Annotated in this window: 18 protein-coding genes and 2 pseudogenes; 15 read left to right on the top strand and 5 right to left on the bottom strand. The window is 69.3% G+C overall.

Annotated elements, in window-relative coordinates:
• Positions 1 to 251: 251 nt before the first annotated feature.
• Positions 252 to 2,123 carry a DEAD/DEAH box helicase gene (locus O1R50_RS02925; protein ID WP_408612583.1) on the bottom strand — a complete coding sequence of 624 codons (1,872 nt, stop codon included), beginning with the start codon at positions 2,121 to 2,123 and terminating at the stop codon, positions 252 to 254.
• Between the two features lie 239 nt (positions 2,124 to 2,362).
• Between O1R50_RS02925 and O1R50_RS02930 the strand changes: the two genes are divergently transcribed.
• The 5 genes from O1R50_RS02930 to hpf all read left to right on the top strand — a co-directional run bounded on the left by O1R50_RS02930 (position 2,363) and on the right by hpf (position 7,529).
• The gene (locus O1R50_RS02930; RefSeq protein ID WP_270108364.1) at positions 2,363 to 3,055 is read left to right on the top strand and encodes a ferritin-like fold-containing protein; all 693 of its coding nucleotides are present in this window, start codon (positions 2,363 to 2,365) and stop codon (positions 3,053 to 3,055) included.
• Between the two features lie 96 nt (positions 3,056 to 3,151).
• Positions 3,152 to 4,441 carry a peptidoglycan-binding domain-containing protein gene (locus O1R50_RS02935; RefSeq protein WP_270108365.1) on the top strand — a complete coding sequence of 430 codons (1,290 nt, stop codon included), beginning with the start codon at positions 3,152 to 3,154 and terminating at the stop codon, positions 4,439 to 4,441.
• A complete protein-coding gene (locus O1R50_RS02940) occupies positions 4,441 to 5,799 on the top strand; it encodes an ABC transporter permease (RefSeq protein WP_270108366.1) in 1,359 nt (452 codons plus the stop codon). Before O1R50_RS02935 ends, O1R50_RS02940 begins: the two co-directional genes overlap by 1 nt.
• Positions 5,800 to 5,815: 16 nt before the next feature.
• Positions 5,816 to 6,457 (top strand): ComF family protein, encoded by a 642-nt coding sequence (locus tag O1R50_RS02945; RefSeq protein WP_270108367.1) that lies wholly within the window; start codon positions 5,816 to 5,818, stop codon positions 6,455 to 6,457.
• Positions 6,458 to 6,866: 409 nt separating this feature from the next.
• On the top strand, positions 6,867 to 7,529 hold the full coding sequence (gene hpf / locus O1R50_RS02950; RefSeq protein ID WP_270108368.1) for a ribosome hibernation-promoting factor, HPF/YfiA family: 663 nt from the start codon (positions 6,867 to 6,869) through the stop codon (positions 7,527 to 7,529).
• A gap of 165 nt (positions 7,530 to 7,694) precedes the next feature.
• On the opposite strand, the gene O1R50_RS02955 is transcribed toward hpf, so the two are convergent.
• The 3 genes from O1R50_RS02955 to O1R50_RS02965 all read right to left on the bottom strand — a co-directional run bounded on the left by O1R50_RS02955 (position 7,695) and on the right by O1R50_RS02965 (position 11,120).
• Positions 7,695 to 8,843 carry a L,D-transpeptidase gene (locus tag O1R50_RS02955; RefSeq protein ID WP_270108567.1) on the bottom strand — a complete coding sequence of 383 codons (1,149 nt, stop codon included), beginning with the start codon at positions 8,841 to 8,843 and terminating at the stop codon, positions 7,695 to 7,697.
• Between the two features lie 84 nt (positions 8,844 to 8,927).
• On the bottom strand, positions 8,928 to 9,899 hold the full coding sequence (locus tag O1R50_RS02960) for a GNAT family N-acetyltransferase (RefSeq protein WP_270108369.1): 972 nt from the start codon (positions 9,897 to 9,899) through the stop codon (positions 8,928 to 8,930).
• A 99-nt stretch (positions 9,900 to 9,998) separates the two neighbouring features.
• Positions 9,999 to 11,120 carry a GNAT family N-acetyltransferase gene (locus O1R50_RS02965; protein ID WP_270108370.1) on the bottom strand — a complete coding sequence of 374 codons (1,122 nt, stop codon included), beginning with the start codon at positions 11,118 to 11,120 and terminating at the stop codon, positions 9,999 to 10,001.
• A 114-nt stretch (positions 11,121 to 11,234) separates the two neighbouring features.
• Here O1R50_RS02965 and secA point away from each other — a divergent pair, with 114 nt between their 5' ends.
• Complete coding sequence (gene secA, locus O1R50_RS02970; RefSeq protein ID WP_270108371.1) at positions 11,235 to 14,135, top strand: preprotein translocase subunit SecA; 2,901 nt, start codon at positions 11,235 to 11,237, stop codon at positions 14,133 to 14,135.
• A gap of 40 nt (positions 14,136 to 14,175) precedes the next feature.
• Positions 14,176 to 14,520 (top strand): annotated as a pseudogene (locus O1R50_RS26220) (DUF6912 family protein); the annotation flags it as partial.
• Positions 14,521 to 14,567: 47 nt separating this feature from the next.
• Here the strand turns inward: O1R50_RS26220 and O1R50_RS02980 are convergent.
• The gene (locus O1R50_RS02980) at positions 14,568 to 15,491 is read right to left on the bottom strand and encodes a hypothetical protein (RefSeq protein ID WP_270108373.1); all 924 of its coding nucleotides are present in this window, start codon (positions 15,489 to 15,491) and stop codon (positions 14,568 to 14,570) included.
• Positions 15,492 to 15,669: 178 nt separating this feature from the next.
• Between O1R50_RS02980 and pruA the strand changes: the two genes are divergently transcribed.
• The 8 genes and pseudogenes from pruA to O1R50_RS03020 form a co-directional block, all read left to right on the top strand.
• Complete coding sequence (gene pruA, locus O1R50_RS02985; protein WP_270108374.1) at positions 15,670 to 17,295, top strand: L-glutamate gamma-semialdehyde dehydrogenase; 1,626 nt, start codon at positions 15,670 to 15,672, stop codon at positions 17,293 to 17,295.
• A 57-nt stretch (positions 17,296 to 17,352) separates the two neighbouring features.
• Positions 17,353 to 17,655 carry a DUF397 domain-containing protein gene (locus O1R50_RS02990; protein WP_270108375.1) on the top strand — a complete coding sequence of 101 codons (303 nt, stop codon included), beginning with the start codon at positions 17,353 to 17,355 and terminating at the stop codon, positions 17,653 to 17,655.
• Between the two features lie 331 nt (positions 17,656 to 17,986).
• The gene (locus O1R50_RS02995; protein ID WP_270108376.1) at positions 17,987 to 19,531 is read left to right on the top strand and encodes a S8 family peptidase; all 1,545 of its coding nucleotides are present in this window, start codon (positions 17,987 to 17,989) and stop codon (positions 19,529 to 19,531) included.
• Between the two features lie 9 nt (positions 19,532 to 19,540).
• The gene (locus O1R50_RS03000; RefSeq protein WP_270108377.1) at positions 19,541 to 20,155 is read left to right on the top strand and encodes an RNA polymerase sigma factor; all 615 of its coding nucleotides are present in this window, start codon (positions 19,541 to 19,543) and stop codon (positions 20,153 to 20,155) included.
• A complete protein-coding gene (locus O1R50_RS03005) occupies positions 20,145 to 20,675 on the top strand; it encodes a hypothetical protein (RefSeq protein ID WP_270108378.1) in 531 nt (176 codons plus the stop codon). Before O1R50_RS03000 ends, O1R50_RS03005 begins: the two co-directional genes overlap by 11 nt.
• Before the next feature lie 10 nt (positions 20,676 to 20,685).
• Positions 20,686 to 23,199, top strand: a complete 2,514-nt coding sequence (locus tag O1R50_RS03010; protein ID WP_270108379.1) for a CHAT domain-containing protein — start codon at positions 20,686 to 20,688, stop codon at positions 23,197 to 23,199.
• Positions 23,200 to 23,271: 72 nt separating this feature from the next.
• Positions 23,272 to 24,549 (top strand): MFS transporter, encoded by a 1,278-nt coding sequence (locus O1R50_RS03015; protein WP_270108380.1) that lies wholly within the window; start codon positions 23,272 to 23,274, stop codon positions 24,547 to 24,549.
• An 88-nt stretch (positions 24,550 to 24,637) separates the two neighbouring features.
• Positions 24,638 to 25,060, top strand: a pseudogene (locus tag O1R50_RS03020) (protein-tyrosine phosphatase family protein); the annotation flags it as partial.
• Positions 25,061 to 25,215 lie beyond the last annotated feature (155 nt).

The raw sequence follows: 25,215 nt of genomic DNA on the forward strand, positions 1-25,215 counted from the left end.
TGGAGGCGACGCAGGAGCGCTGCGAGCCGGACGGGGCGGCCGGAGGGGTCCCGGTCCCCCGAGGTCGGTGTGTCGGTGCTGAGCGCCCCCGATACGACAGCGGCTCCGGGGTACGACGAAACGGCTCAGGCCGGTCGATCCAGGGACACGGGCCCGAACCGAAGCGGATGCTGGCGGCGGACGCGGAAACGGCTCGGCCCGCCGGATCCGATCGGATCCGGCGGGCCGAGCCGTTGTGCTCTGGCTTTCGCCTATTCGGCGCTGGTCTGGCGGTCGCTGCCGCCCGTGGGGCGGCGGCGACGGCGTCGCCGGCGGGGGGCGTCGCCTTCGGCGTCGGCGCTCGGGGCGCTCTCGGCCGCGGGCGCGGACTCGCGCGGTGCCTTCGCTTCGGCCCCTTCGCCTTCGGTGCGGATGCGGCGGCGCTGGCGGCTGCGGGGGGCCGGAGCCTCGCCGCCGTCCGCTGAGCCGCCCACGACCGAGCCGCTGTCGTCGACCGTGATGCGTTCGCTGGAGGCCGCAGTGCGCTCGCCAGAGCCCTCGCTGCGCCCGCCGGAGCGGCCGCCGCCGCGGCGGTCGCTGCCGCCGCGGTCGTTCCCACCGCGACCGCGCTCGCGGTCACCGCGTCCGCGGCCCCGGCCGCGACCGGACTTGCGGCTGTCGCCCTCGACGTTCTCCTCGCGCTCGGCGCTGAGGCCGTCGCGCTTGCGGAGCTCGCTCGGGAGCGCCGACGGCGCCCCTTCGGGGATGTCAAGGTCCGTGTACAGGTGGTCGGACGTGTGGTACGTCTCCACCGGTTCGCCGATGTCGAGGTTGTTGGCCTTGACGATGATCTTCCAGCGCGGCAGGTCCTCCCACGTGAGGAAGGTGACCGCGATGCCGGTGGCGCCCGCGCGGCCGGTGCGGCCGATGCGGTGCACGTACGTCTCGGCCTCTTCGGGCGAGTCGTAGTTGATCACGTGCGTGATGTCGGGGACGTCGATGCCGCGGGCGGCCACGTCGGTCGCCACCAGCACGTCGATCTTCCCGGAGCGGAAGGCCCGGAGGGCCCGCTCGCGGGCGTTCTGGCCCAGGTCGCCGTGGACCGAGCCGACCGCGAAACCGCGGAAGTCCAGTTCGTCGGCGAGCTTCTGCGCCGCGCGCTTGGTGCGGCAGAACAGGATCGTCAGGCCGCGCTCGCGCGCCTGCAGGATGCGGGCGGTGACCTCGACCTTGTTGAGCGCGTGGGTCATGTAGACCAGCTGGCGGGTGTTGTTGGCCGCCTCCTGGTCCGGGCCGGTCACGTCGGCGGCGACGGTCATGGGCCGGTGCATGTGGCGGCGCGAGAGCGACATGATCGTGTCGGGCATCGTCGCCGAGAACAGCATCGTCTGGCGCTCCTCGGGGAGGAGCTTGAGGATCTTCTCGACGTCCTCGGAGAAGCCGAGGTCGAGCATGCGGTCGGCCTCGTCGAGCACGCAGTGCGCGATCGCGTCGAGCTTGATGTGCTTGGACTTGTACAGGTCCAGGAGCCGTCCCGGGGTGCCGACGATGATGTCGACGCCCGCCCTGAGCGCCTCGACCTGGGGCTCGTAGGCCCGTCCGCCGTAGATCGGGAGGACCCGGATGCCGCGGGTCTTGCCCGCGTCCTCGAGGTCGCGTGCGACCTGGAGGCCCAGTTCGCGGGTCGGGACCAGGATCAGCGCCTGCGGCTTGCCGCTCGCGCCCTCCTCGGCGGAGACGATCCGGTCGATGATAGGCAGGCCGAACCCGAAGGTCTTGCCGGTGCCGGTGGGGGCGCGGCCGATGATGTCGGAGCCGCGGAGTGCGATGGGGATCGCGTACTCCTGGATGGCGAAGGCCCGTTCGATGCCAAGCGCCGCAAGCGCTTCGACGGTCTCTTCTCTGACGCCCAGCTGGGCGAAGGTCGGCCCCTCGTTCTTGGGCCGGTCGTTGTTCACTTCGTTCACTCTGTTCACCTCGTGGCGGAGGACGTCACCAGATCCGGGGAACTCGGCGCCACATTCAGTCTCGTCATACAGCGGCGACGACCGCCGGATTCGGGAAGTCGCCGCTTCGCAGGAGCGGTCCGGCGCGTGGCGCCGGTACCGCGTTCGAGGACCGCTCTCGCATCGCCGCTCTCGCATTGCCGAATAGGATTCGCGAGCTTCGTCGAGGGGACTGCCACCAGATGGCCGCGGTCGCTCCCGTCCATCGTACGCCCCGGACGCACCTCCGTCTCGGAGCGACGCTGCGGTCAGGCCCCCAAGGTGGGCGGACTCACCCGTTCGGGGCCGTGCCGACCTGCGAAGACGCGTGTATCGGTCCGGTTCGCGACAGCCCCGCGAAGGCGAAGGCCACTCCGGGCCAGTGGTAACCTGCCCCCGTGTCCGAGACAACTGATCCCGCCGCGCAGTCCGACGACCCGGTTCCCGCCGCAACGGCCCCCAGCCGCGAGGCCGTCATCGATCTCCTTGGGCTGCTTGCCCTCGGCGAACTGCTCGCGTTCGAACGGATGGTCTACGACGCGCGTCTCGCGCCCGACCTCGGCCGCCGGGCCGCCCTCTCGGAGGCGGCCGTGGGTGAGATTCGCAACTACCGGCTCCTCGCCGACCGCCTGCAGGAGCTCGGCGCCGACCCCGGCGAGGCCATGGCCCCGTTCAAAGAGGCCTTCCGGTCCTTCGACGCCTCCACCTCGCCGCGCGACTGGCTCGAGGCGCTGGTGAAGGTCTACCTCGGCGACGCCGTCGCCGACGACTTCTTCCGCGTCGTCTCCGCCGGACTCGACGACAAGGACCGGCTCCTCATCGAGAGCGTCCTCGCCGAGACCGGTGCCTCCGACCTGGCAGCCGACGAGATCCGCGCCGCCGTCGAGGCCGACCCCGCCGTCACCGGCCGCCTCTCGCTGTGGGCCCGCCGCCTCGTCGGCGAGGGCATCAACCGCGCCCAGGGCGTGGCCGCCGCCAACGAGCGCCTCACCGCGATCATCGTGGGCGACGGCGGCACCCTCGACGCGCTGCTGCGCAGGCTGACGCGCGCGCACCAGGACCGCATGAAATCCGTCGGGTTGAACAACTGAGGCCGGGCCCCGCAAGGGGCGTTACCGAATCGAGATGATTCGGCCGCAACTGGACCCTTCCTTCCACGCGTCTTGGCGGTGGAGGAGGACACAAACATGCGGCTCAAGAAAAGCCATGTCGTCAGCGGGGTGCTCGCCCTGGCGCTGCTCGGCGCCACCGGCACCGCCTGGTACTTCGCGCTCCAGGCGCGCACCCCGGCGCAGCGCGCCGAGGAGACGGCCGAACCCGAGGACAGTGTGATCACCGTCCGGGTCGACCAGGACCAGCTGATCGACACACTCGAATTCGACGCGGTCCTCGACCGCACCGGGGACTTCCCCGTCCCGGCCCCGGCCGCACCCGAAGGGATCGAGACCGCCCTGGCCTCGAAGCTCCCGCTCAAGGTCGGCGACGAGGTGAAGGCCGGCACCGTCCTCTTGGAGGTCTCCGGCCGCCCGATGATCGCCCTCGAGGGCGACGTGCCCGCCTACCGGGACCTCAAGGAGGGCGACACCGGGCCCGACGTGGAGCAGCTGCAGCTCGCGCTCCAGCAGATCTACGGCACCCCGAAGACCGGCACGTTCGACGCCCGGACCGTCTCGGACGTCAAGAAGCTCTACGACCACGCCGGCTACGACCACGCCACGACCTCTGAAGAGGTCCCCGACGAGACCACCGAGGGCGAGGAAGAGGTGCCCCCCGGGGGCGAGGGCGACGAGGAGGCCGAGAACACCGGCGGCGGCCAGGCCACCACTGTGGAGCGCGTGATCGTGCCCTCCTCGGAGGTCGTGTTCCTGCCGGACCTGCCCATGCAGGTCGGCAAGATCAACGCCAAGCAGTCCGCGCCCGTCGGCACCGAAGAGCCCGTCATGGTGCTCGCCTCCGGCGACTGGAAGCTCGAGGCGAAGCTCGATGAAGAGGTCGCCTCGGAGCTCTCGAAGCTCGGCGGCGACGCCGAACTCGAATTCGGCGACGGCCCGATGGAGGGCCAGGAGGTCGGCGCGTTCGAGCTCGAGACCCGCGAGGAGGCCCCCGAGGAAGGCGGCGACTTCTACGAAGGCGAAGGCGAGCCGGAGCCCGTCGAAGTCACCTACGCGGTCTTCGAATTCGACGCCGACAAGATCGAGGGCATCGAGGACCTCGCCCCCGGCGAGGAGCAGGAGGTCACGCTCGTCCGCGCCCGCTCCGCCGAGGACGCGCTCATCGTCCCGCTCTCCGCACTGTGGACCGACGCGGAGGACCGCACCATGCTCACCGTCGTCGACGGCGAGGACCAGAAGGAGCGCCACGTCGAAGTCAACGTGACCCTCCGCCACGAGGGACGCGGCGTCGTCGAGGCCGTGGACGGAGAGCTCGCCAAAGACGACGAGGTCGTGATCGCCTGGCGCGACCGGGAAAACGCCTGATGGCCCGGAAGCGCCGCGAACCCGAGACCGACACCGAACTCCTGGAGTACGTCTCCGCGGAGGAAAGTGAAGCGGTCGGGGCCGAACCGCGCGGCCGCAAAGGCCGCCGAGCCGCCAAGCGGGCGGCCAAGGCGGAGCGGAAGGCCGCCAAGGCCGCAGCGCCGAAACGGCAGGGCCGCTTCGGAGTCCGCAGCATGGGCATCGCCTACGAGGCGTTCCAGTCCCTGCGCGGCCGCTCCATGCGCACCTGGATGACCGCGATCGGCATCGCACTCGGCATCGCCGCCACCGTCGCCACCGTGGGCCTCTCGTCCACCTCGGCCGCGGCCATCGCCGAGCGTTTCAACGCCACCGAGGCCACTCAGGTCACCGTCTCGTTCTCCAACAACATGCGCGACGCCGGCTTCGCGCCCACATTGGAGTCCAGCGAGCGGGTCCGGGAGATCATCGGCGTCCAGGACGCCGGCATCTTCTGCGCCTCAGGCGAAGAGCGGCAGGCCTCCCGCACCGAGTCCCAGGACTACGTGCGCGACGTGCCGGTCTTCGGCATGGAACCCGGCGCGATGGACGCCTTCGGCTTCACCTTCGTCGAAGGCGCGGCCTTCGACATCGGACACGTCTCCCGCGACGACAAGGTCGCCGTCGTCGACGAGTCCGCCGCCCGCGACCTCGGCTACGCCTCGCTCGAAGGCGGCCCGATGATCTACCTCAACGGCGAGGAGTACGCCCTCGTCGGCATCTACACCGCGCCCGAAGGCGAAGCCAAGCTCACCGGCGCCGTGATCATCCCGCCCACTCCGTGCACCGCCGCCGACCCCGAATACGGGGCCGCGGAGGTCTTCATCCGCACCGACCTGGGCGCCGCCGACAAGGTCGCCAAGACCGCCCCGACCGCGGTCTTCCCCGAAGGCGCCGAGAACCTCTCGATCACCAAGCCCTCGGACCTGCGGAACTTCCGCAAAGGCGTGGAGAACGAGATGCAGGCCCTCCTGCTCGGCCTCGCGGGCGTCTCGCTCGTCATCGGCGCCGTCTCGGTCTCCAACACCGCGCTCGTCTCGGTCATGGAGCGCCGCAGCGAGATCGGCCTGCGCCGCGCCGTCGGCGCCGCCCGACGGGCGGTCGCCATGCAGTTCGTGTGGGAATCGACCCTCATCGGACTCATCGGCGGCCTCTTCGGCACGGTGCTCGGCGTCAACGTCACCGCGATCGTCTCGCTCTACCGCGACTGGCAGATCGTGTTCGACCCGATGCTGTTCGCCGCCGGACCGATCATCGGCGCGGTCGTGGGCGTCGTCGCCGGCGTCTACCCCGCCTGGCGCGCCAGCCGCATCCCGCCCGCGGTGACCCTCCGGGCCTGACCCTCGTTAGTCCCCGGTGAGACTCACCGAGGACGCACGGGACCTGTTCCTGCCCGCCGCCTGCGCCTCCTGCCGGAGCGCGCCGGCGGCGGGCAGCGGTCTGTGCGCCGACTGCGCCGCCGACCTGCTCGCCCTCCGCCCCCTCCTCGCCTCAACGGCCTTGCGCACCGCGCCGCCGGTCGTCGCGGGCGGGCCCTACGCCGGAACGCTCGCTGAAGCGCTCAACGAATACAAGGAACGCTCCCGCCGCGAACTCGCCCCCGCACTCGGCGTGCTCCTGGCCCGCGCGCTGGCGGTCGTGACCGAGGAGGTCCCCGGCGCCGTGCTCGTCCCGGTCCCGCCCACCCGCGCCGCCCGCCGCGCCCGCGGCTTCGACCACGTGGCCCATGCCTGCGCGGGCCTCGGCGACCTCCGCCCGGTGCTGCGGGCCCGGCCCCGGCCCGACTCGGTGGGCCTCAGCCCGCGGCAGCGCGCCGCCCACGCGCGGGCGAGCCTCCACGCCGTCCCGCGCCGCCTCGCGGCCCTCGCCGCGCTGCGCCGCCCCGCGATCCTGGTGGACGACATCGTCACCACGGGCGCGACGCTCGGCGCCGCGGCCGCGATCCTGCGCGGCGCGGGCGTACACGTGCCCGCCGCGATCGCGGTCGCCGCCGCATGAGCGTGGCGGGAGTGGTTCACGGGGCGATGCTGCCGGGTACCCCTCTCGCTGTCGGCAAGGCGACAAGCCGTTAGTCGCCGCTTCGGCCGCGAATGCGAAGAGTTGTCTCCGGTCCGCCGAATCTCGCGCGCGCGTGCCCATTCCCATTGGAGAATTCCGGTAGCCGAAGGGTCGACTTTCGGTGAACGAAGGGATAGTCTCGAAATCTCAGATCGGTAACGAGACGACAGAGGCCAGATGGCTCAAAGGTGAACGCCCCCAATAACTGAGGCGCGGAACCCCAGGTCGTTCCACCCGTGAGAGGAGGTCGCTGCTTCCGCCGTACCGGACCATCGGCTCCGGACCCAGCACGCACAACTTCGTTCGCATCACCGCCGCCAGACGCGGGATGCACCTGGGAGGTTCAGAGGTGGACATCGTCGTCAAGGGTCGCAACGTGGAGGTCCCCGACCACTACCGCGAGCTCGTCGAGGAGAAGATCGAATCGAAGATCGCCAAGTACCTCGCCCGTTACGACGGGGAGGCGATCGATATCGACGTCGAGCTCTATCACGAGCCCAATCCGCGCCAGGCCGACCACGCCCAGCGAGTCGAGATCACCTGCCGTCCCAAGGGGACGGTCATGCGTGCCGAGGCCTGCGCGGGGGACTTCCGGTCCGCGTTCGAACTCGCCGTGACCAAGCTCGGCCACCAGCTCCGCAAGAACACCGATCGCAAGCGCGTCCATCGTGGAGGGACGAAGGCCCCCATGTCGGTGGCGCAGGCGACCTCCAACGGCAACAACGTGAACGGCACCCTGCTCGCCGAGCCCGAAACGAAGGACGCGGCCTCGGCCCACTTCATCTCCGAGGACGTCGACCACTTCGACGGCCTCGTCGAGGACCACCTGCCCGGCCGGATCGTGCGCGAGAAGATCCACCCGGGCGAGCCGATGACCGTCGACGACGCACTCCAGAACATGGAGCTCGTCGGGCACGACTTCTACCTGTTCCACGACAAGGAGAGCGGCCGCCCGTCGGTCGTCTACCGCCGCCGGGCCTTCGACTACGGCCTGCTGCGGCTCGACCTCTGACCAGGACCGCGGTGCCGCACACCCGGCACCGTTGAAGAGGGGGGACTTTCCTCTTCGGCCCGGATGTTGTTGAGGGGTGGCATCCGGACCGGACGAGGCCCCGGGCGCGAGCCCGGGGCCTCGATCCATGTTCATTCGCTTGTCGCTGCGGGGAATTCGCCGGGCCTAGAGGGCCGAGCCTTCCTTCCACTCGTCGAAGGACAGCACCCAGTAGCCCCAGCCGTTGTCCCACGGCATCTCGCGCGGGGAGGAGTCGCCCACGACCTCGACCGGGTCGCCGCGCTGCGCCATGTGGTAGAACCACTCGGCGTCGGACTCGCTGGCGTTCAGGCACCCGTGCGAGAGGTTCGCCTCGCCCAGGCTGCCGTTCCACGGGGCGCCGTGCACGAACTCGCCGGTGGCGTTGATGCGGGTGGCCCAGTTGACGTCCGTCGAGTAGTAGCCCTCGTCGCCCTCCTCCTTGCCGGGGGAGACCATGGTCTTCTTCTCGAACTTCTCCATCACCAGGTGCGTGCCGGTGGCGGTGTAGTACTCGAACTCCTCGCCGTTGCCGCCGCTGATCGGGATCTCGCGGGCCACTTCGCCGTCGACCTCGACGGTCATCGTGTGCGAGTCCAGGTCGGCGCGGGAGATCTGCGATTCGCCGATGACCATCTGGGCGGTGTAGTCCTCGCCGCCCCACGTGTCGCCGCCGAGGAACTCGCCCTCGAAGTTCGCGGTGAACGTGATGGTCTGGTGCCCTTCCCAGTACTCCTTCGTCCGGTAGATCACCGTGTCGTCGTCGATCCAGCGCCAAGCGCCCTCGTGGGGCTTCTCGGACTCGACGACGAGCAGGCCCTCGACGGCGGCCCGGTCGGGGGCGTCCTCGGTGAAGGTCACGATGATCGGGGCGCCCACGCCGACCTCTTCGCCGTCGGCCACCGGGGTGACGTCGGCGACCTCGAAGCCGGAGCTCTCGCGGGCCTCGGTCGTGAACTGCTTCTCGAACTCGGTGACGGTGCCGTCGGAGCTGACGGCCTTCGCCACCACCGTGTGGGTGGACCCGGCGTCGAGGATGCCCTCGGACGTCCAGGTGGTGAGGTCCTCCGAGAACGAGCCGTCGATGGTCTCGGAGCGGTCGGACGTGACATTGACCTCTTCGAGGATGCCGTCCACCACGGACAGCGTGAACGGCGCCGTCGGGTCCTGCTCCTCGACGGCGTCCATCGACACCACCGGGACGATCGGCGCCGGCGTGAACGTCCCCGTCTGGGGCGCACTGCAGGCCCCCGCCAGGAGCAGCAGGGACAGCACCGCCAAGGCGCGCGCGGGCATGAGCTTCAAAGGGGGTTCCTCCACAAAGCGAAGTGACTGGACCACTATAGCTTCGACGCTCGGCCCTACCTGTTGGGTTGCACGTCAATCACTACTAAGTGAGGCCCACAACAGGGTGTCCCGCCGCCGCCCCGAGAGGGTCGGCAGACCGCCCCGTTCGACGCCTTCGAGCCGGAACCCGGCGCGCCGCAGGACCGCCTGCGACGCGGTGTTGTGGATGTCGGTCCCCGCCCACACCCGGTCGAGCCCGACCTCCTTGAACGCCCACCGGCGCAGCAGCCGCACCGCGCGCGTCGCGTACCCGCGCCCGCGCGTCTCGGGACGCAGGTCGTAGCCGATCATCCCGGTTCCGACCACGCGCGCCACGTCGTAGAGCCCGATCGTGCCCTGGTAGCCCGTGCCGTCGTCGATGACCATGAGGGCGCTGCGGCCGCGCAGCCACTCGACCGCCGCCCGCCACTCGCAGACCTCGCGGGCCTCCAGCTCGCTCGGCGGGAGCGGCAGGACCGCGCCGGAGTAGACCTCCGGGCGCGAGCGGTGCCGCAGGTGCGCCTCGTAGTCGTCGGGGGTCAAGGGCCGCAGTGTGATCAGATCGTCCCTCAGGGTCCCGCCCGGCAGGTCCGGCAGCACCCGCGGCGCCGGGCCCGGCCCGTCGCCCGGCAGCAGCCCGAGCGTCAGGGCCGTGGTGCCGTCCCAGGCCGCGCCTGGCGCCACGCCGCCGTCGGGCCGGAACCCTGCCCGCATGGCGGCTCGGATGGCGGCCTGGTCGCGTACAGGCGGGCGAACTTCGAAGCGCGACGCGCCGGAGGCGAACACGCCCGGGGCGACCGCCCGCAGCATCACCGCCGCCAGGTGCTTGCCGCGCCGCTCGGGCGCGACCCAGTACCGCACGCCCACGGTGCTCCCGGCGGTGGCGAAGCCGAGCGCGCCCCAGACCGACTCGTCCTCGGGGCCGACGGCGAGGGCGTCGGGCGCGAACCCGCAGTCGACCTTCGCGTCCTCAGGCGCGACGCGCAGCGAGAACGCCGCGGCATCGACGGGCTCGAAGACATACACGCCCTCAGCCAAGCAGGGACGACACCGTCCCGTCAACCATTCGGCGAACAGGATTCACGAATCGCTCAGGTCGCCCGGTTCATCCCAGGTCGTCGGGGCTCAGCCCATTTCGTCAGGGAAGAGGCTCGCGGTCCACGAGTCGACCCGGCCGTCCCCGCCGTGCCGCGTCCGCCTGCGCGTCCCCTCGACGGAGAATCCGGCCTTCTCCGCGACCCGCCGCGACGCCTCGTTCCCGACCACCGCGCGCCACTCGATCCGCTCCAGGCCCAGATCCTCGAAGCCGAGCCCGCACAGCCGCTTGACCGCCGCCGTCATCCAGCCCTGCCCGCGCGCCCACGGCGAGCAGAAGTAGCCGATCTCGGCCTCGCCCGGCGCTTTGAGCACCAGATCGACCGAGCCGCAGTAGCGGTCGTCCGAGTCCGCGAGCGCGAACAGCACGCGCTCGCCGCGGTCCCACGCGCCCTGCGCGAACGCGAACCACTGGTCGGCCTTCGCCCTGGTGTAGTCGCCGGGCATGTCCACCCACCGCTGCACCTCCTCGTCCGCGCAGGTCGCGGCCAGGTCGTCCAGGTCGGTCTCGCGCAGCGGACGCAGCCGCAGCCCGGCCGCGCCGGTCTCCAGCTCGCGCCGCTCGGCCATGAAGAACCCGGCCTGGCGCTTCAGGATCGCGTAGTTCGCGGGCGGGTCGTCGGGCCCGCGCACCTCGCCGGGCAGTACGCCGCCGACCCAGCAGTCCTTCGAGACGCCCCGCTGGTGCACCCCGTTGCGGGCGATGCCCTCCACGGTGAAGCCGGTGCGGATCGCGGCGAGGCGCGAGGCGTGGTTGCCCACGATCGCGTCCCATGCGATGCGCTTGGCGCCGAGGTGTTCGAACCCGAACTCGACGGCGGCGCGGATCGCCCGCTGCGCCACCCCGCGCCCCCGCGCCCAGGGCGCGGTCACGTACGTGATCGTCAGCTCGTACGGGAACGACTTGGTGAGCGCCATCGAGCCGGCCAGCCTCCCGTCCTCGTCGATGACCGCCCAGCGCGGGTTCCCGCTCTGCCAGTGCCGCTCCTGCAGCCACACGAAGCGCTCGCGGGCGGTGCCCGCCCACGGCAGCGGCATGACGAGGAAGCGCTCGATGAGGGGGTCGGCGTAGATCTTCGCGAGATCCGACATGTGCCGCTGCTCCCACGTGACGAGTCGCAGGCCGTCGGCGGTGAGGGTGACGGGTTCCATAGCGTTCGATTCTGCCCCACCGGCTGCCATCGGGGCCAGCCGCCGACGACGCGTACTATTGACCGGGAAATCCACCCGATTTGGCCGAGACGTTGCTGTGGGAGCTGATCTTCCGTGTCGTTGTTCGAGAAGGTACTGCGAGCCGGCGAGGGCCGTGCGCTCAAGCGACTCAATGCGATCGCCGATGCGGTCGACTCCTTGGAGGACGAGTACGAGGCGATGACCGACGCGCAGCTGCGCGCGCTCACCGACGAGTACAAAGAGCGTCTGAAGGACGGCGAGACCACCGACGACCTCATGCCCGAGGCGTTCGCCACCGTGCGCGAGGCCGCGAAGCGCGTCCGCGGGATGCGGCACTACCACGTGCAGCTCATGGGCGGCGCGGCCCTGCACCAGGGCAACATCGCCGAGATGAAGACCGGTGAGGGCAAGACCCTCGTCTCCACGCTCCCGGTCTACCTCAACGGCCTCACCGGCAAAGGCGTGCACCAGGTCACCGTCAACGACTACCTGGTGCGACGCGACGCGGAGTGGATGGGCGAGATCCACCGCTTCCTCGGCCTCACCGTCGGCGTGGTCCTCCCAGGCGAGGGCTCGGAGAAGCACCGCGAGGCCTACAACTGCGACATCACGTACTCCACGAACAACGAGCTGGCGTTCGACTACCTGCGCGACAACATGACCAGCTCGGCCGACGGCCTCGTGCAGCGCGGCCACCACTTCGCGCTCGTCGACGAAGTCGACTCGATCCTCGTCGACGAGGCCCGCACCCCGATCATCATCTCCGGCCCCGCCGAGCACACGCCGCGCTGGTACAAGGAGTTCGCGGAGATCGTGCGCTCGATGAAGCGCGACGAGCACTACGAGGTCGACGAGGGCAAGCGCACCATCGCGATCACCGAGCGCGGCGTCGCCCGCGTGGAGGACCGCCTCGGCATCGAGAACCTCTACGACTCGGTGAACACCCCGCTGGTGGGCTACCTCAACAACGCCATCAAGGCCCACGAGCTGTTCGAGCGCAACCGCGAGTACATCGTCTCCGAGAACGGCGAAGTCCTCATCGTCGACGAGTTCACCGGCCGCGTCCTGCCGGGCCGACGCTTCAACGAGGGCATCCACCAGGCCATCGAGGCCAAGGAGAAGGTGGACATCAAGCAGGAGAACCAGACGTTCGCCACCACCACCCTGCAGAACTACTTCCGCATGTACGAGAAGATCGGCGGCATCACCGGCACGGCGCAGACCGAGGCCGCCGAGTTCAACAACGTCTACGGCATGGGGGTCATCCCGATCCCCACGAACAAGCCGATGATCCGCAAGGACCAGTCCGACGTCATCTACAAGACCGAGGAAGCCAAGTTCCAGGCGGTCGTCGACGACATCGCCGAGCGGCACGAGACCGGCCAGCCGATCCTCGTCGGCACCACCTCGGTCGAGAAGTCCGAGATGCTCGGCCACTTCCTGAAGAAGCGCGGCATCCCGCACAACGTGCTCAACGCGAAGAACCACGCGAAGGAAGCCGACATCATCGCCCAGGCGGGCCAGCGCGGCGCTGTCACCGTGGCCACCAACATGGCCGGTCGCGGTACGGACATCATGCTCGGCGGCAACCCCGAGTACCTCGCCGCCGCCGACCTGCGCGCGCGCGGGATCGACGAGGCCGACGAGGAGACCTACGCGGCCGCTTGGGAAGAGGCCCTCGAGAAGTTCGAGGAGACCACCAAGGCCGAGGCCGAGGAAGTGAAGGACGCCGGCGGCCTGTACGTGCTGGGCACCGAGCGCCACGAGTCGCGCCGCATCGACAACCAGCTGCGCGGCCGCGCCGGCCGCCAGGGCGACCCGGGCGAGTCGCGGTTCTACCTCTCGCTCTCCGACGACCTGATGAAGCGCTTCAACGCGGATGCGGTGCGCGCCATGATGAACCGGCTGCGCGTCCCGGACGACGTGCCGATCATCTCCAAGATGGTGTCGCGCCAGATCGAGTCGGCGCAGTCGCAGATCGAGGGCCACAACGGCGAGATCCGCAAGAACGTCCTCAAGTACGACGAAGTCATGAACAACCAGCGCACCGTCATCTACGACGAGCGGCGCAAGGTGCTCAACGGCGAGGACGTCTCCGAGCAGATCGGGCACTTCATCGACGACACCCTCGAGGCCTATGTCGCGGGCGCGACGAGCGAGGGCTACGCCGAGGACTGGGACCTGGACGAGCTGTGGAGCGCGTTCAAGCAGCTCTACCCGATCCAGATCTCGCACAAGGAGGTCGTGAAGAAGGCCGGTGGCCTCTCCGAGCTCGACGCCGAGACCCTGCTGTCCGCCGTGAAGGAGGACGCGCACGCCGTCTACGCCGCCCGTGAGGAGGAGTTCGGCGAGGAGATCCTCCGCAAGCTCGAGCGGCGCGTGCTGCTGCAGACGATCGACCGGAAGTGGCGCGAGCACCTGTACGAGGTGGACTACCTCAAGCAGGGCATCAGCCTGCGGGCGTACGCGCAGCGCGACCCGGTGATCGAGTACCAGCGCGAGGCCTTCGACATGTTCCAGACGATGCTCGACGGCATCAAGGAGGAGTCGGTCCGGTTCCTCATGAACGCCGAGTTGAAGCAGAAGACCGAGGGCGCCGCGGCCGAGCCCGAGGCCCAGATCCGCGGCCTCGAGCCGTTGAAGAAGCCCGAGATGCTGGTGCAGTCGGCGCCGTCGATGGACACCGCGAGCGGTGTGGAGCAGCAGACCACGACCGAGGACGGCGCGGTGTTCAAGCGCCCGCCGAAGCCGGTCCCCGGCCAGAAGCGCGCCGTGAAGCGGACGCCCGGTGCGGGCACGAAGGGCGCGGCGAAGGTCGCCCCGAAGTCCGCTCGTTCGGCCGGTCCGCGCAAGGCCTCGACCGCGCCTCCGGCGAAGCAGGCGAACCCGCAGCAGCGCCAGTCCGAGAAGGTCGGGCCGAACGAGCCCTGCCCGTGCGGTTCGGGCAAGAAGTACAAGCGCTGCCACGGGGCGCCCGGCGGGGCCGCAAACTAGGGGCATGACCCGTCGTATCTATGTGCCCGCGAACGCGGAGATGCTGGCTCACCTCGCCGCGAGCGGCGAGGTGAAGCCGAGCACGGTCCACACGGTGACGGCCTGGCTCAGGCGCGAGGCGCCGCAGGCCGACGTCGAAGACCTTGAGTACACGGCGTTCGCGGACGCCGCGCTGGCTTCGGTGGGGCTCTTGGCCGGCCAGCCGCCGCGGCGGGTGGTGATCTCCGCTGACGTCCCTGACGATCTCGTGACGGACCAGCCCGGGAGCACCGCCGCCGCGTTCGACGGCAGTGTGAAGCTGAAGAAGGTGGCGGCGATCCACATGGACGATGCCGCGGCGGCCGGGGAGATCGCGGCCGAGCTCGCCTCGGACGAGCCCGACCTGGAGCTGATCGAGTCGAACGTGCTCGACTGGTACGCCCCCTCGGAGCTTCAAGACCTCTTGGCGGCCTTGGGCTTAGCGGTCTTCGGCAGCAGCAGCCCGAAGGCGAGCACGGCGCAGAACGCGCCGGCGAACATCGCCGTCATCGAGCCGTTGTACTGCCACTGGAAGCTGAGCGCGAGGAACGCGCTGTCGAGCGGCGAGACTTCGTCGAGCCCCACTCTGAGGAGCACTTCGACGCCGATCTGGGCGATGACCGTGGACACCAGCCAGATCCCGCCGGGGATCGCCCCGGCGAGCAGGTGCCCGAGGAGCTTCACGCCCGCTTTCTTCTTGCGCAGGTAGAGGAACGCGCAGATGCCGCAGGCGAGCCCTGCGATGAACGGCAGGGTCCGGCCGAGCGCGCCGTACTGGTCGAGCGGGTCGGAGAAGAGGCTCACTGAGGTGGCCGATTCGAACAGGCCGCGGGCGAACATGAGGGCCAGGAGCAGCAGGGTCGCGCTGAGCCCGGCGACGACGGTGACGCTGCGCCTCGGCAGTGCGAACAGTCCGCCGATGACCGCCGAGCCGAGCAGGACGAGCGCCAGGACCAGGGCGATCGACGCGTCGACGGCGAAGCTCGCGTAGGCCACGATCGCGGCGGCGAGTCCGATCACGGTGAACCCGAGCGCGGTCAGGGCCCGCTGCGGGCCCTTGAGCAGCCGGGGCGTGACGACGCCGGCGACGGCGCCCGCGAAGGCGGTGACGATGATGGGGCTGAACAGGCTGTTCGCCAGGAGCATCACGCCGGTGTCGTCGAGGCCGTCGGCCATGCCGGTGAGCTGGTACAGCGAGAAGACGACCCCGGCGAGCGAGAGCACTGCGGCGGCGCCGAGCACCCAGAGCGCGACCCGGCCGGGCCGGACCCCGGGCGGTGCCGCCGCCCGCTGCTCGGTCTGGTGCTCCTGCGCCTGTGCTTCCTGCGTTTCAGTCACGAGCCCAGAGTACGTATCGCGGTTCGGGCGGCTACATCACACCGCTTGGTTCTTTATTGATCTCGCACCAGGTCACGGGCACTGAACTATGCGAGGATGGCCAGAAGGCAGCGCATCTTGTAGCCTACTGATCAAAGACACAAATCTGCAGTAGCCATCGATTCGACGGGAGGGCGCGATGGACGCCTTGTTTACGGTTCCCACTCCGGAGAACGAACCGGTCAATTCGTATGCGCCGGGCACTCCCGAGCGCGAAAGCCTCCAGAAGGCGCTCGCCGAACTCTCGAGCACCCAGCTCGACCTCGACCTCAACATCTCCGGCGAGTGGCGCCGCGGCACCGGCGCCGAGATCAAGGTCGTGCAGCCGCACCGCCGCGCCCACGTCCTCGGCGTCGCCCATGAGGCCACCAGCGCCGAATGGGCCGACGCGGTGGCCGCCGCCAAGGCCGCCCGCCACGACTGGATCCGCACCGACTTCGCCGACCGCGCCGCGATCTTCCTGCGCGCCGCCGAACTCATCGCCGGCCCTTACCGCGACCTCCTCAACGGCGCGACCATGCTCGGCCAGTCGAAGACCGCGACGCAGGCCGAGATCGACGCCGCGTGCGAGCTCATCGACTTCCTGCGCTTCAACGTCAGCTTCGCCGAGGGCATCTACCGGCAGCAGCCCAACTCCTCCAAAGGCCTGTGGAACCGCACCGACCACCGGCCCCTCGACGGGTTCGTCCTCGCGGTCACCCCGTTCAACTTCACCGCGATCTCGGGGAACCTCCCCACGGCCCCGGCGATCATGGGCAACACCGTGGTCTGGAAGCCCTCGCCCACCCAGCAGTTCGCGGCGCACTTCGTGATGCGGGTGCTCCTCGACGCCGGCCTGCCGCCGGGCGTGATCAACATGGTCACCGGCTACGGCGAGCACAGCGAGGTCGCCCTGCTCGACCCCGACCTCGGCGGCATCCACTTCACCGGCTCGACCAAGACCTTCCAGCACCTCTGGAAGACCGTGGGGCAGAACATCGCCGGGTACCGCTCGTATCCGCGGATCGTCGGCGAGACCGGCGGCAAGGACTTCATCGTCGCCCACCCGAGCGCGGAGCCCCAGTCGCTCGCCGTGGCGATGGTGCGCGGCGCGTACGAGTACCAGGGCCAGAAGTGCTCGGCGCTCTCGCGGACGTACGTCCCGGCCTCGCTGTGGCGCAGCGGCCTGCGGGACATCGTGGTCGGCATGACCGAGGACATCACCTACGGCGACGTCACCGACTTCGCGAACTTCGGCGGCGCCGTCATCGACGACCGCGCCTTCGCCAAGCACACCGCGCTCTTCGAACGCCTGCAAGGCGACTCGAAGGCCACGGTGATCACCGGTGGCTCGGCTGACGACTCCCAGGGCTACTTCGTGAAGCCCACCCTCATCGAGTCCACCGACCCGACCCACGAGCTCTTCACCGACGAGTACTTCGGGCCGATCAACGGCGTCTACGTCTATGACGACGACGACTTCGACACCGTCGTCCGCCAGGCCGCCGACATCGCCCCGTACGCGCTCACCGGCGCGGTCTTCGCCACCGACCGGGCCGCGATCGCCCGTGCGAGTGAAGCACTGCGCTTCGCCGCCGGCAACTACTACATCAACGACAAGCCCACCGGCGCCGTCGTCGGCCAGCAGCCCTTCGGCGGCTCCCGCGGCTCGGGCACCAACGACAAGGCCGGTTCCTGGCAGAACCTCGTCCGCTGGGTCAGCCCGCGCTCCATCAAGGAGAACTTCCTGCCGCCCACCGACTACCGCTACCCGCATCAGGGTTAGCCCGTCGCGACCGAGGGGGCCCGGACCGCGAGGTCCGGGCCCTTTTATGCTTGCCCCATGACGAAGCGTGAGCATCCGCTCAAGGGCGAATTCGACACTGCCGCCGCCCGTTGGGAACGCACCACCCACGAGGACGGCACGCCCGCCGCGCTCGAGATCGGCTACGCCGACAACGGCCTGGTCGCCCTCCGCATGGCCGAAGACCCCGAGGGCGACATCCTCATCTACACCCCGTCCGAATGGGAGGCCTTCGTCGAAGGCGTCCGCGACGGCGAGTTCGACATCGAGACCTGGGACGACGAGCCCATCGTCGAGATCATCGAAGACGACGAAGACGCGGACCAACCCGCCAAGCAGTAAGTCCCGCAACGACACACGGCCGCGCCGACGGACATCCGCCGCCGCGGCCGTTCGCGTACCCCGCACGAGCCTCGCATCGCCGAAACGTGCCAACCTGAATTTCTCGGGAACCTCTTGTATCCGAACGGACTCGGAGGTCTCTTCCCTGGTGAATGACGCGATACCAGTCCAGCCCGTGGCGTTCGCGGCATTCCGGGCTTGAGTGCCTCCCGACCTATCGGCGCCTTGCGTGGCCCCCACGCATGGCGGCCGGCGAGGAGAATGGATCGCGAAGGATCCCCCTCCTCACCGAACAACCGCATAGACCCCCGAGACAAGCAGAGGAGCTCCCATGCGATTGGTGTTCGCCGATCACGAACCCCATCTGAAGCCCAACCCCCGCCGCGACCACATGAGCGGCGTCCCCGAGCTTTCGTACTCCACGCTGGACCGCCACGGCGGCCGCGTCCTGGCACCCGGCCAGGTCGTCCGCACTGCCGGACAGTCCGCCCCGGTCGGCACGATCTACCGCTACGACCGCCTGCTGGTGGACGAGTCGGTCATCAATGACGACAAAGCGCGTCTGAAGCTCGAAGGCGCTATCCAGCCGACCGGGATGACGCTGGAGAGCCAGTCCGCCAGCGCCCTCGTCACCGGCCAGGGCCCCTTCCGGGTCCCGGTCGTCAGCAGCCACGGCAACCAGGCCGGTGTCGATGCGTGGTCGCTGCTACAGCGGCTGAGGACCGACACGAGCGACGAGAGCCTCCCTGAGGACCTGCTCGCCAAGGTCCGCCTGGAGCACTTGATGATCTGCTCGAAGACCGGCGGACCCAGCGTCGGTACGCCTGAGCCCCCCGTCGGCGGCCCGCACAGGCACTCCATCGGCCGCATGCCGGTCGACATGGTCGCCCCGATGCCCGAACGCAAGAGGCTCGAGCGACGCCTTCGGGTCGCAATGCTGGACACCGGCGTCCCCAGCGGACACCCTGCCTTCGATATTTCCGACCTCTCCGAAGGCAAGGACACCTTCGTGGTGGTCGACCACGCCTTCCAGGCCAGGCTCGGCCAGCACAACGACTCGCCCGCGCCGCCGCTCGACGACCCCTGGGACGGCCCGGTCCACGAGCCGACCCTCATCGGGGAGGTCGCCACCCACTTCGGCCATGGCACCTTCATCACCGGGCTGCTGCGCCAGATGTCCCCTGACGTCCAGGTGTACTCGCTCCGGGTGGTTCACAACGACGGTCTCTCCTACGAGCACGAAATCATCGGCGCACTTCACCACGTGGCCGACCAGGTTGAGGCAGCCCGTGCCGGCGATGCCGAGGTGTTCGCGGTCGACGTGGTCGTCCTCGCCACGGGCTATGTGGACGAAGCAGCCGACGACATCCCGGGAGGCTGGATGGGCGGGGCGGTGGACCGGCTGATCAAGCTGGGCGTCCCGGTGGTCGCCGCCGCGGGGAACCAGTCGTCGGATCGGCCGTTCTACCCCGCGGCCTACGCGGCGCACGGGCAGCCGGAGAACGCCGCGCCGATCTTGAGCGTCGGGGCGCTGAATCCGAACCTGGAGATCGCGATGTTCTCGAACGAGGGCCCGTGGGTCTCGTGCTACGCCACCGGGGCCGGGCTGGTGAGCACGTATCCGTGCGAGGCCGAGGGCTCGCTGGAACCGGAGCGACGTTCGAAGTCCTCCATGCGCAATCGCTTCCGTGAGACCTACGACTTCGACGACTTCTCCTCCGGCTACGCGGTCTGGAGCGGCACCTCGTTCGCGGCCCCGGTCGCGGCGGCGTATCTGCTGAACTCCATGGCCGAGTTCGGCTTGGAGGAAGTGCAGGACTCGGTCAAGGCGGCGGAGCGTGCGCACGCGGCGCTGACGCGGCTGAAGAGTCGCTAGCCTGAGACCATGAACGCGACTTCAGCTCACTCGGTGGCCACGGTCGACTACGACCGGCACGCGCGGCTCTACACGGCCGCGCGTGCCGGGGACCGCATCGCACAGCGCGCCCTCGTCGAGGAGCTCAACGAGCTGCTCTGGCGGGCGGCGCGGCGCGCGGGCCTCGACCGCGACAGCGCCGCTGATGTGGTGCAGACCGCGTGGCTTCGCCTGTGGCGCACCGAGAACGGGCTGAACCAGCCTCGCGCGCTGACCAAGTGGCTGCTCACCACGGTGAAGCGGGAGGCATGGAAGGTCGCGGGACGCGCGAAGCGCGAACTCGTCTCGGATCCGCTTGACATACAGGAGCCGGTCATCGAGGGCATCGAGGACGGCATCGTCAGAGATGCCGAGCGCGAGGCCGTTCGCCGGGCTTTCCTTGTACAGCCCGAACGGTGCCGGCAGTTGCTCGCCTTCATATCGGCTGTCGCCCGGCCCGACTACGACCACATCTCCGAGGCTCTCGGGATGAAAAGGGGGAGCATCGGACCCACCCGGGGCCGCTGCTTGGACAAACTGAGGAAGACGCTCATGGATGATCCGTCCTGGGCTTCAGGTGAGGAGCGCGAGGCAGATGAAACCTGAGACTGGGAACCAGGGCGAGTTCGAACCGATGGACTCCTGCGACGAGCGGATCATGTCGGTGATCAACGAACTGCACCACCGGGACGATCCAATCCCGAATGATCTGAATGAGCGTGTGCAGTTCGTGCTCGAGCTCGAAGCCGCATTGGACGCCAAAGTAGCCTCGGTGTATCGCCCCACCGAAATGGCGCTGACTCGCGGGGACACTGGCTTGACGGTGAATCAGGGCGATCCCGCCTCGATCACCTTCGACTGCGAGACGATCACGGTAATGGTCACGCCGCGGCCTTCCGCGGTGCAGGAGATACGGCTCGACGGATGGATCGGACCCGAGGGGACCTATGAGGTTGAAGTGCGGAGCCCGCAGGGCACTCGGCGCGCTTCGACTGATGAGACCGGTCGATTCGCACTCGAAGGACTGCCGAACGATGAAATGTTCCAATTGGTCATCAGGCCGGACGAAGCCCTTCAGCGAGAAGGGCTCCCAGCAGTCGTCGTGACCCCTGCCGTGCGGCTGTAGCATGTGAAGAATGCTTCACCGCGCTTGGCGTCTCTTCACCCGTGGCCAGCGCTTGAACCGGCGCGGACGCATCGCGGAATCCGCGGCGGTGCTGGAAGAGGCATTGGCGCTCCTTGAATGGAATCCGGAGTCTCCTCCGAAACCCGGCACCGCTCAAGCGAGATTGACAGCGAAGGCGCTCATGGTCCTCTCGACCGACCTCGCGAGTCTCGGCGACACCGCCGACGGACTGCGGCTCCTCGACCTCGCCGAGGGGTTCGCCGCCCCGGCGGACCGGGGGGTCCTGCTTCACACGCGCGCACTGGGTCTTTGGCAGAGCGGCAGGCTCTCTCAGGCGCTCCACTGGTTCGAGGAAGCGGAACCGCACCTTGAAGCCAATGGGCCGGACTACATGTACACAGCCCTGTTTCACAACCGGGCCAACCTGTGGCGGGACCTAGGCGAGCTCGAGAAGGCGCTCGAAAGCATCCAGCGTGCGATCGCCCAGTACGAGCGCGTCGACATCCCTGTGAACCGCGCCAAGGCGATCCACCTCGAGGCGCTGATCTGGTTCGACCTCGGCGAGGTCACCAAGGCACTGCGGGCATTCGACAAGGTCCGGGAGCAGTACCGCTCCGTCGCACCCGAACTCGAATCCTTCATCGACGCTTCGTACGCGGGGGCGCTTTTCTCCGTCGGCATGTACCGGCAGGCCGCCGAACGATGGGAGGAGGCCATCGCCGCACAGCGACTCGCGGGGGACCAGCGGAATGCGGCGATGGCCGAATACTGGCGGGCGCTCGCCGCATATGAGGACAACCGGTTCGAATCGGCGGAGCAATGGGCGATTCAAGCGATGGACTCGCTCTACAAGCAGGGCAACGAGCCGATGGCGTTCCTCGCGCGACTCCTGATCCTTCAAGGTAGGTTCGACTCCGGCCAGGCGGGTCCGGGTTTCGTCGAGAAGGTGGTCGGACTGTGCCAGGCGCTGGAGCAGCGCGGTTGGACGCTGCGGCTGGAACAGGCCAAGATCCTCGCAGCGCGCGCCAGGATCAAGGCGGGCGATCTCGAAGGCGTGGCAGAGATGCTCCAAGGGGAGCACGGCGGGCCGGGGCACGACGCACTCGCGGAGGACCTGGCCCGGTATCTCGCGAGGGCCGAACTCGCGATCGCACTCGACCAGGACCCGATGCCGGAGCTGCGTGCCGGGCTCGATCTCCTAGACGAGTACCGGACGGCGTTCGGCTCGGTCGAATTCCAGGCGGGGGTCTCCGCGCTCGGAGTCGGGCTCTCCAACACCGGCCTCGGCCATGCCTTCTCCCATGGGGAGCCGGCAGAAATGCTGTGGTGGGCGGAGCGCTCCCGGGCCCAGTCGCTTCGGATTCCGCCGGTCAAGTCCTCGGCGGATCCCGGCGCCCGTGAGGCGCTCGGTCGGCTCCGCCAAGCGCGCCAGGAACTCTGGGATCTCCAGATCGAACGCAAGGAGACCAGCGCGGCGGCAGCGCGCGTCGGTGAACTCGAAGCGGAGATCCGCGATTACGACCGCGCCAGACCCGGCCCGGGGGAGCAGGCGGACCGGATCGTGCCCGGAGAGATCCATGACCTGGCGGTCGCCCGGGAAACCGTGGTGGTCAACATGTTCCAGGTCGACGGGCTCGTCCATGCGGTCCTCGCCGGCGGTGACGGGCTCCAGCATGTGAAGCTCATGCCGCTGGACGAGGCGACCGAGCTCGAACGGCGTCTCGGTGCCGACCTCGACGCGCTGAGCCGGACCTTCCACCACCCTCCGAGGCTCCGCCAGAGTGTCGAGAGCGCAATGCGCCGCAATGCGGACGTGCTCGCTGAAGGCATTTGGAAGCCCATGGCCGAGTACATTGGCGACCGGCAGATCGTGATCGTGCCGCATAGTCGGCTCGCCTGGGTTCCGTGGCCGCTGCTGCCGCCGCTGCGCGGACGACCGGTGACCGTCTCCCCTTCCGCCGAGGCCTGGTGGCGTGCAGTCCACAAGCCCGCGGCCACCGGCCCCGCGCTCGTCGCAGCCGGGCCCCGGCTCGTTCGCGCTGACAGCGAGATCGAATCGGTCGGCGCGCTCTATGCAGATGCGAGGGTGATCCGCGCCGAGCAGTCCGACCCCGAGAACGTGCTCGAGGCCCTTGACGGCGCCTCCGTAGCGCACCTCGCCGCGCACGGACACCACGAACCGGACAACGTCCTGTTCTCCCGGTTGGACTTCGGGCTCGGCCCGCTCAACGCGTACGAGCTCCTCGGTCTCGACCAGCCGCCTGCGCACGTGGTCTTGTCGGCGTGCGACCTCGGCCGGTCGACCGTGGAGGTCGGAAACGAGACCCTCGGTTTCACCGCTGCGCTCCTGCATGCCGGAACATCGACCGTGGTGTCGAGCTTGGCTCGGGTCCCCGATGAAATGGCCGCCGACATGATGATCGAGTACCACCAGCGCTGCGCCGCGGGCGCGACTCCTGCCGAAGCCCTTGCGGCCGTGGGGGAGCACCGCCCGTGGCATCCGTTCGTCGCGTTCGGCGCCTGATATCGCCACGGCACACCCCCACTCCCTGTCCGCCGCCTTCGAACCCGCCGTCTCTCGAGAAGGTCCACCCCGATGCCCGAAGCCCCGCCCGACCCCAAACCCCAGTCCCAACCCGCATCCATGTTCCGCAACCCCGACTACCTGCGGATCTTCACTTCCGTCGGAGCGAGCCAGATCGGCCTGCAGGTCGCGTACTTCTCGATCTCGATCATCGCGGTCGTCGTGCTCGACCTCAGCGAGTCGCAGATCGGGATCCTGTACGCGATGGACCAGATCGCATTGGTGCTCTTCGGGCTTCTGGTCGGTGTCTGGGTCGACCGGTTGCGGGACAAGCCGATCATCGTCGTGAGTGAAATCCTCAGAGGCGTGGTGATGCTGAGCGTCCCCGCCGCATGGGCTCTCGATGCATTGACGGTCTGGCATATCTTCGCGGCGATGTTCCTGCTGGGCTTGACCTCGGTCTTCTTCGATGTCGCGCAGACGAGCTACGTCCCCCGGCTGATCGACAACAAGCTCCTCGCCAGCGGCAATTCGCGCATCCAGGGGATCAGGTCGGCCTCAGACACCGGCGGCCCCCTCGCCGCCGGCCCGCTCGTCTCGCTGCTGAGCGCGCCGGTCGCGATTGTCGTAGCGGTGGTGTCGTTCGCGGTGTCGGCGTTCTCCGTCGCGACGATCAAGTACCGCGAGGAAGAGCCGGAAAAGCCCGAGAAGCCGCACCTGTGGACTGAGATCGCTCAGGGCGTCAAGTTCATCTTCCACGACAAGCTCCTGCGGAGCATCCTGCTGGTGAGCACCTGGTGCAACCTGTCGATCGGGGCGTTCCAGGCCATGCTCATGGTGTTCCTCATCCGCGAGGCGGACCAGTCGAGCGAGGTCGCCGGATTCGTGCTCGCGGGTTCCGGTGTCGGCGGGGTGCTCGGGGCGATGCTCGTGGGCCGGATCTCGAAGAAGGCGGGCGTCGGCCCGACTGCGATCGCGGCGCTGGCGGTTTCGGGGCCGGGCATGGCGATCGTCGCGGCTTCGGGTCCAGGCTGGGGCGCGGCGGTGGCGTTCGCGGGACAGGTGGTGTTCGTGGCGTCGATCGTCGTATTCAACGTGAACGTCATCAGCTACCGCCAGGCGGTCACCCCGGACGACATGCAGGGCCGCGTCGGCGCGACGCAGCGCGTGATCTGCTGGGCGGGACTCGCGGTCGGCTCGATCGTCGGCGGCTTCACCGGCGACGTGCTCAGCGCCCGTGCCGCGCTGCTGATCGCCGCCGGGATGCTCTTCGTCGGTTTCGTGCCGCTGCTGCGCACGCCGCTCCGGAAACTCCGGGAGATTCCTGAGGAGGCCGCGCCGCAGTCCTGAACGGGACATCGCCGCCAGGGAGCACACCCACGCGCGTTCCGCAATTCGGCCGGTACCCGAGTCATTGGCGCGCAGTAGATTCCAAGGGATGAAGGAAACCTGGAATCCGGATGCTCCTGGCGTCCTCCGTCTGCCCTCCGGCCGCCTCGTACGCGGTCGCGGGCTCGCCCGGCCGCTCCCAGAAGGTCCGACTCCGGACTTCGCCCTCTACCTCCTCGGCAAGGAACCGCCCGCCGTCGCGTGGGAGTCCGAGTGGATCCGCTGGCCCGACTTCCGCCTCCCCAGCGACAAGCCCGCTTTCGTCACCGCGCTCCGAACGGCCTGGGCCCGCGCCGAGACCGAACGCGTCGAGTTCGCCTGCCACGGCGGCCACGGCCGCACCGGCACCGCCCTCGCCTGCCTCGCCGTCCTCGACGGCGTCCCCGCCCCCGAAGCGGTCGCCTACGTCCGCGCCAACTACGCCCCCAAAGCCGTCGAAACCCCCTGGCAAAGCCGCTTCGTCACCCGCTTCACCGGATGCGCGGCTCGGTTAATCAGCGGTTCGCGAACATTCGCACCACGGCACTCTGAACGGATGCAGACACAGGCGGGGGGGGGGCCGGGGGGGGGGGCCCCCCCCCAAAAGGGGGGGGGCGGGGCGGATAAGACGTGGCACCGCGGGCGCTC

It is taken from the genome of Glycomyces luteolus (assembly GCF_027622875.1).
GTDB lineage: Bacteria > Actinomycetota > Actinomycetes > Mycobacteriales > Micromonosporaceae > Glycomyces > Glycomyces luteolus.

Bases quoted from the DNA above. Each gene is read 5' to 3' on its own strand.
- O1R50_RS03015 (WP_270108380.1), top strand. From the start codon at position 23,272: ATGCCCGAAGCCCCGCCCGACCCCAAACCCCAGTCCCAACCCGCATCC.
- O1R50_RS02965 (WP_270108370.1), bottom strand. From the start codon at position 11,120: ATGGAACCCGTCACCCTCACCGCCGACGGCCTGCGACTCGTCACGTGG.
- O1R50_RS02955 (WP_270108567.1), bottom strand. From the start codon at position 8,843: ATGCCCGCGCGCGCCTTGGCGGTGCTGTCCCTGCTGCTCCTGGCGGGG.
- O1R50_RS02995 (WP_270108376.1), top strand. From the start codon at position 17,987: ATGCGATTGGTGTTCGCCGATCACGAACCCCATCTGAAGCCCAACCCC.
- O1R50_RS03000 (WP_270108377.1), top strand. From the start codon at position 19,541: ATGAACGCGACTTCAGCTCACTCGGTGGCCACGGTCGACTACGACCGG.
- O1R50_RS02990 (WP_270108375.1), top strand. From the start codon at position 17,353: ATGACGAAGCGTGAGCATCCGCTCAAGGGCGAATTCGACACTGCCGCC.
- pruA (WP_270108374.1), top strand. From the start codon at position 15,670: ATGGACGCCTTGTTTACGGTTCCCACTCCGGAGAACGAACCGGTCAAT.
- O1R50_RS03005 (WP_270108378.1), top strand. From the start codon at position 20,145: ATGAAACCTGAGACTGGGAACCAGGGCGAGTTCGAACCGATGGACTCC.
- O1R50_RS03010 (WP_270108379.1), top strand. From the start codon at position 20,686: ATGCTTCACCGCGCTTGGCGTCTCTTCACCCGTGGCCAGCGCTTGAAC.
- O1R50_RS02940 (WP_270108366.1), top strand. From the start codon at position 4,441: ATGGCCCGGAAGCGCCGCGAACCCGAGACCGACACCGAACTCCTGGAG.
- O1R50_RS02935 (WP_270108365.1), top strand. From the start codon at position 3,152: ATGCGGCTCAAGAAAAGCCATGTCGTCAGCGGGGTGCTCGCCCTGGCG.
- O1R50_RS02925 (WP_408612583.1), bottom strand. From the start codon at position 2,123: ATGCGAGAGCGGCGATGCGAGAGCGGTCCTCGAACGCGGTACCGGCGC.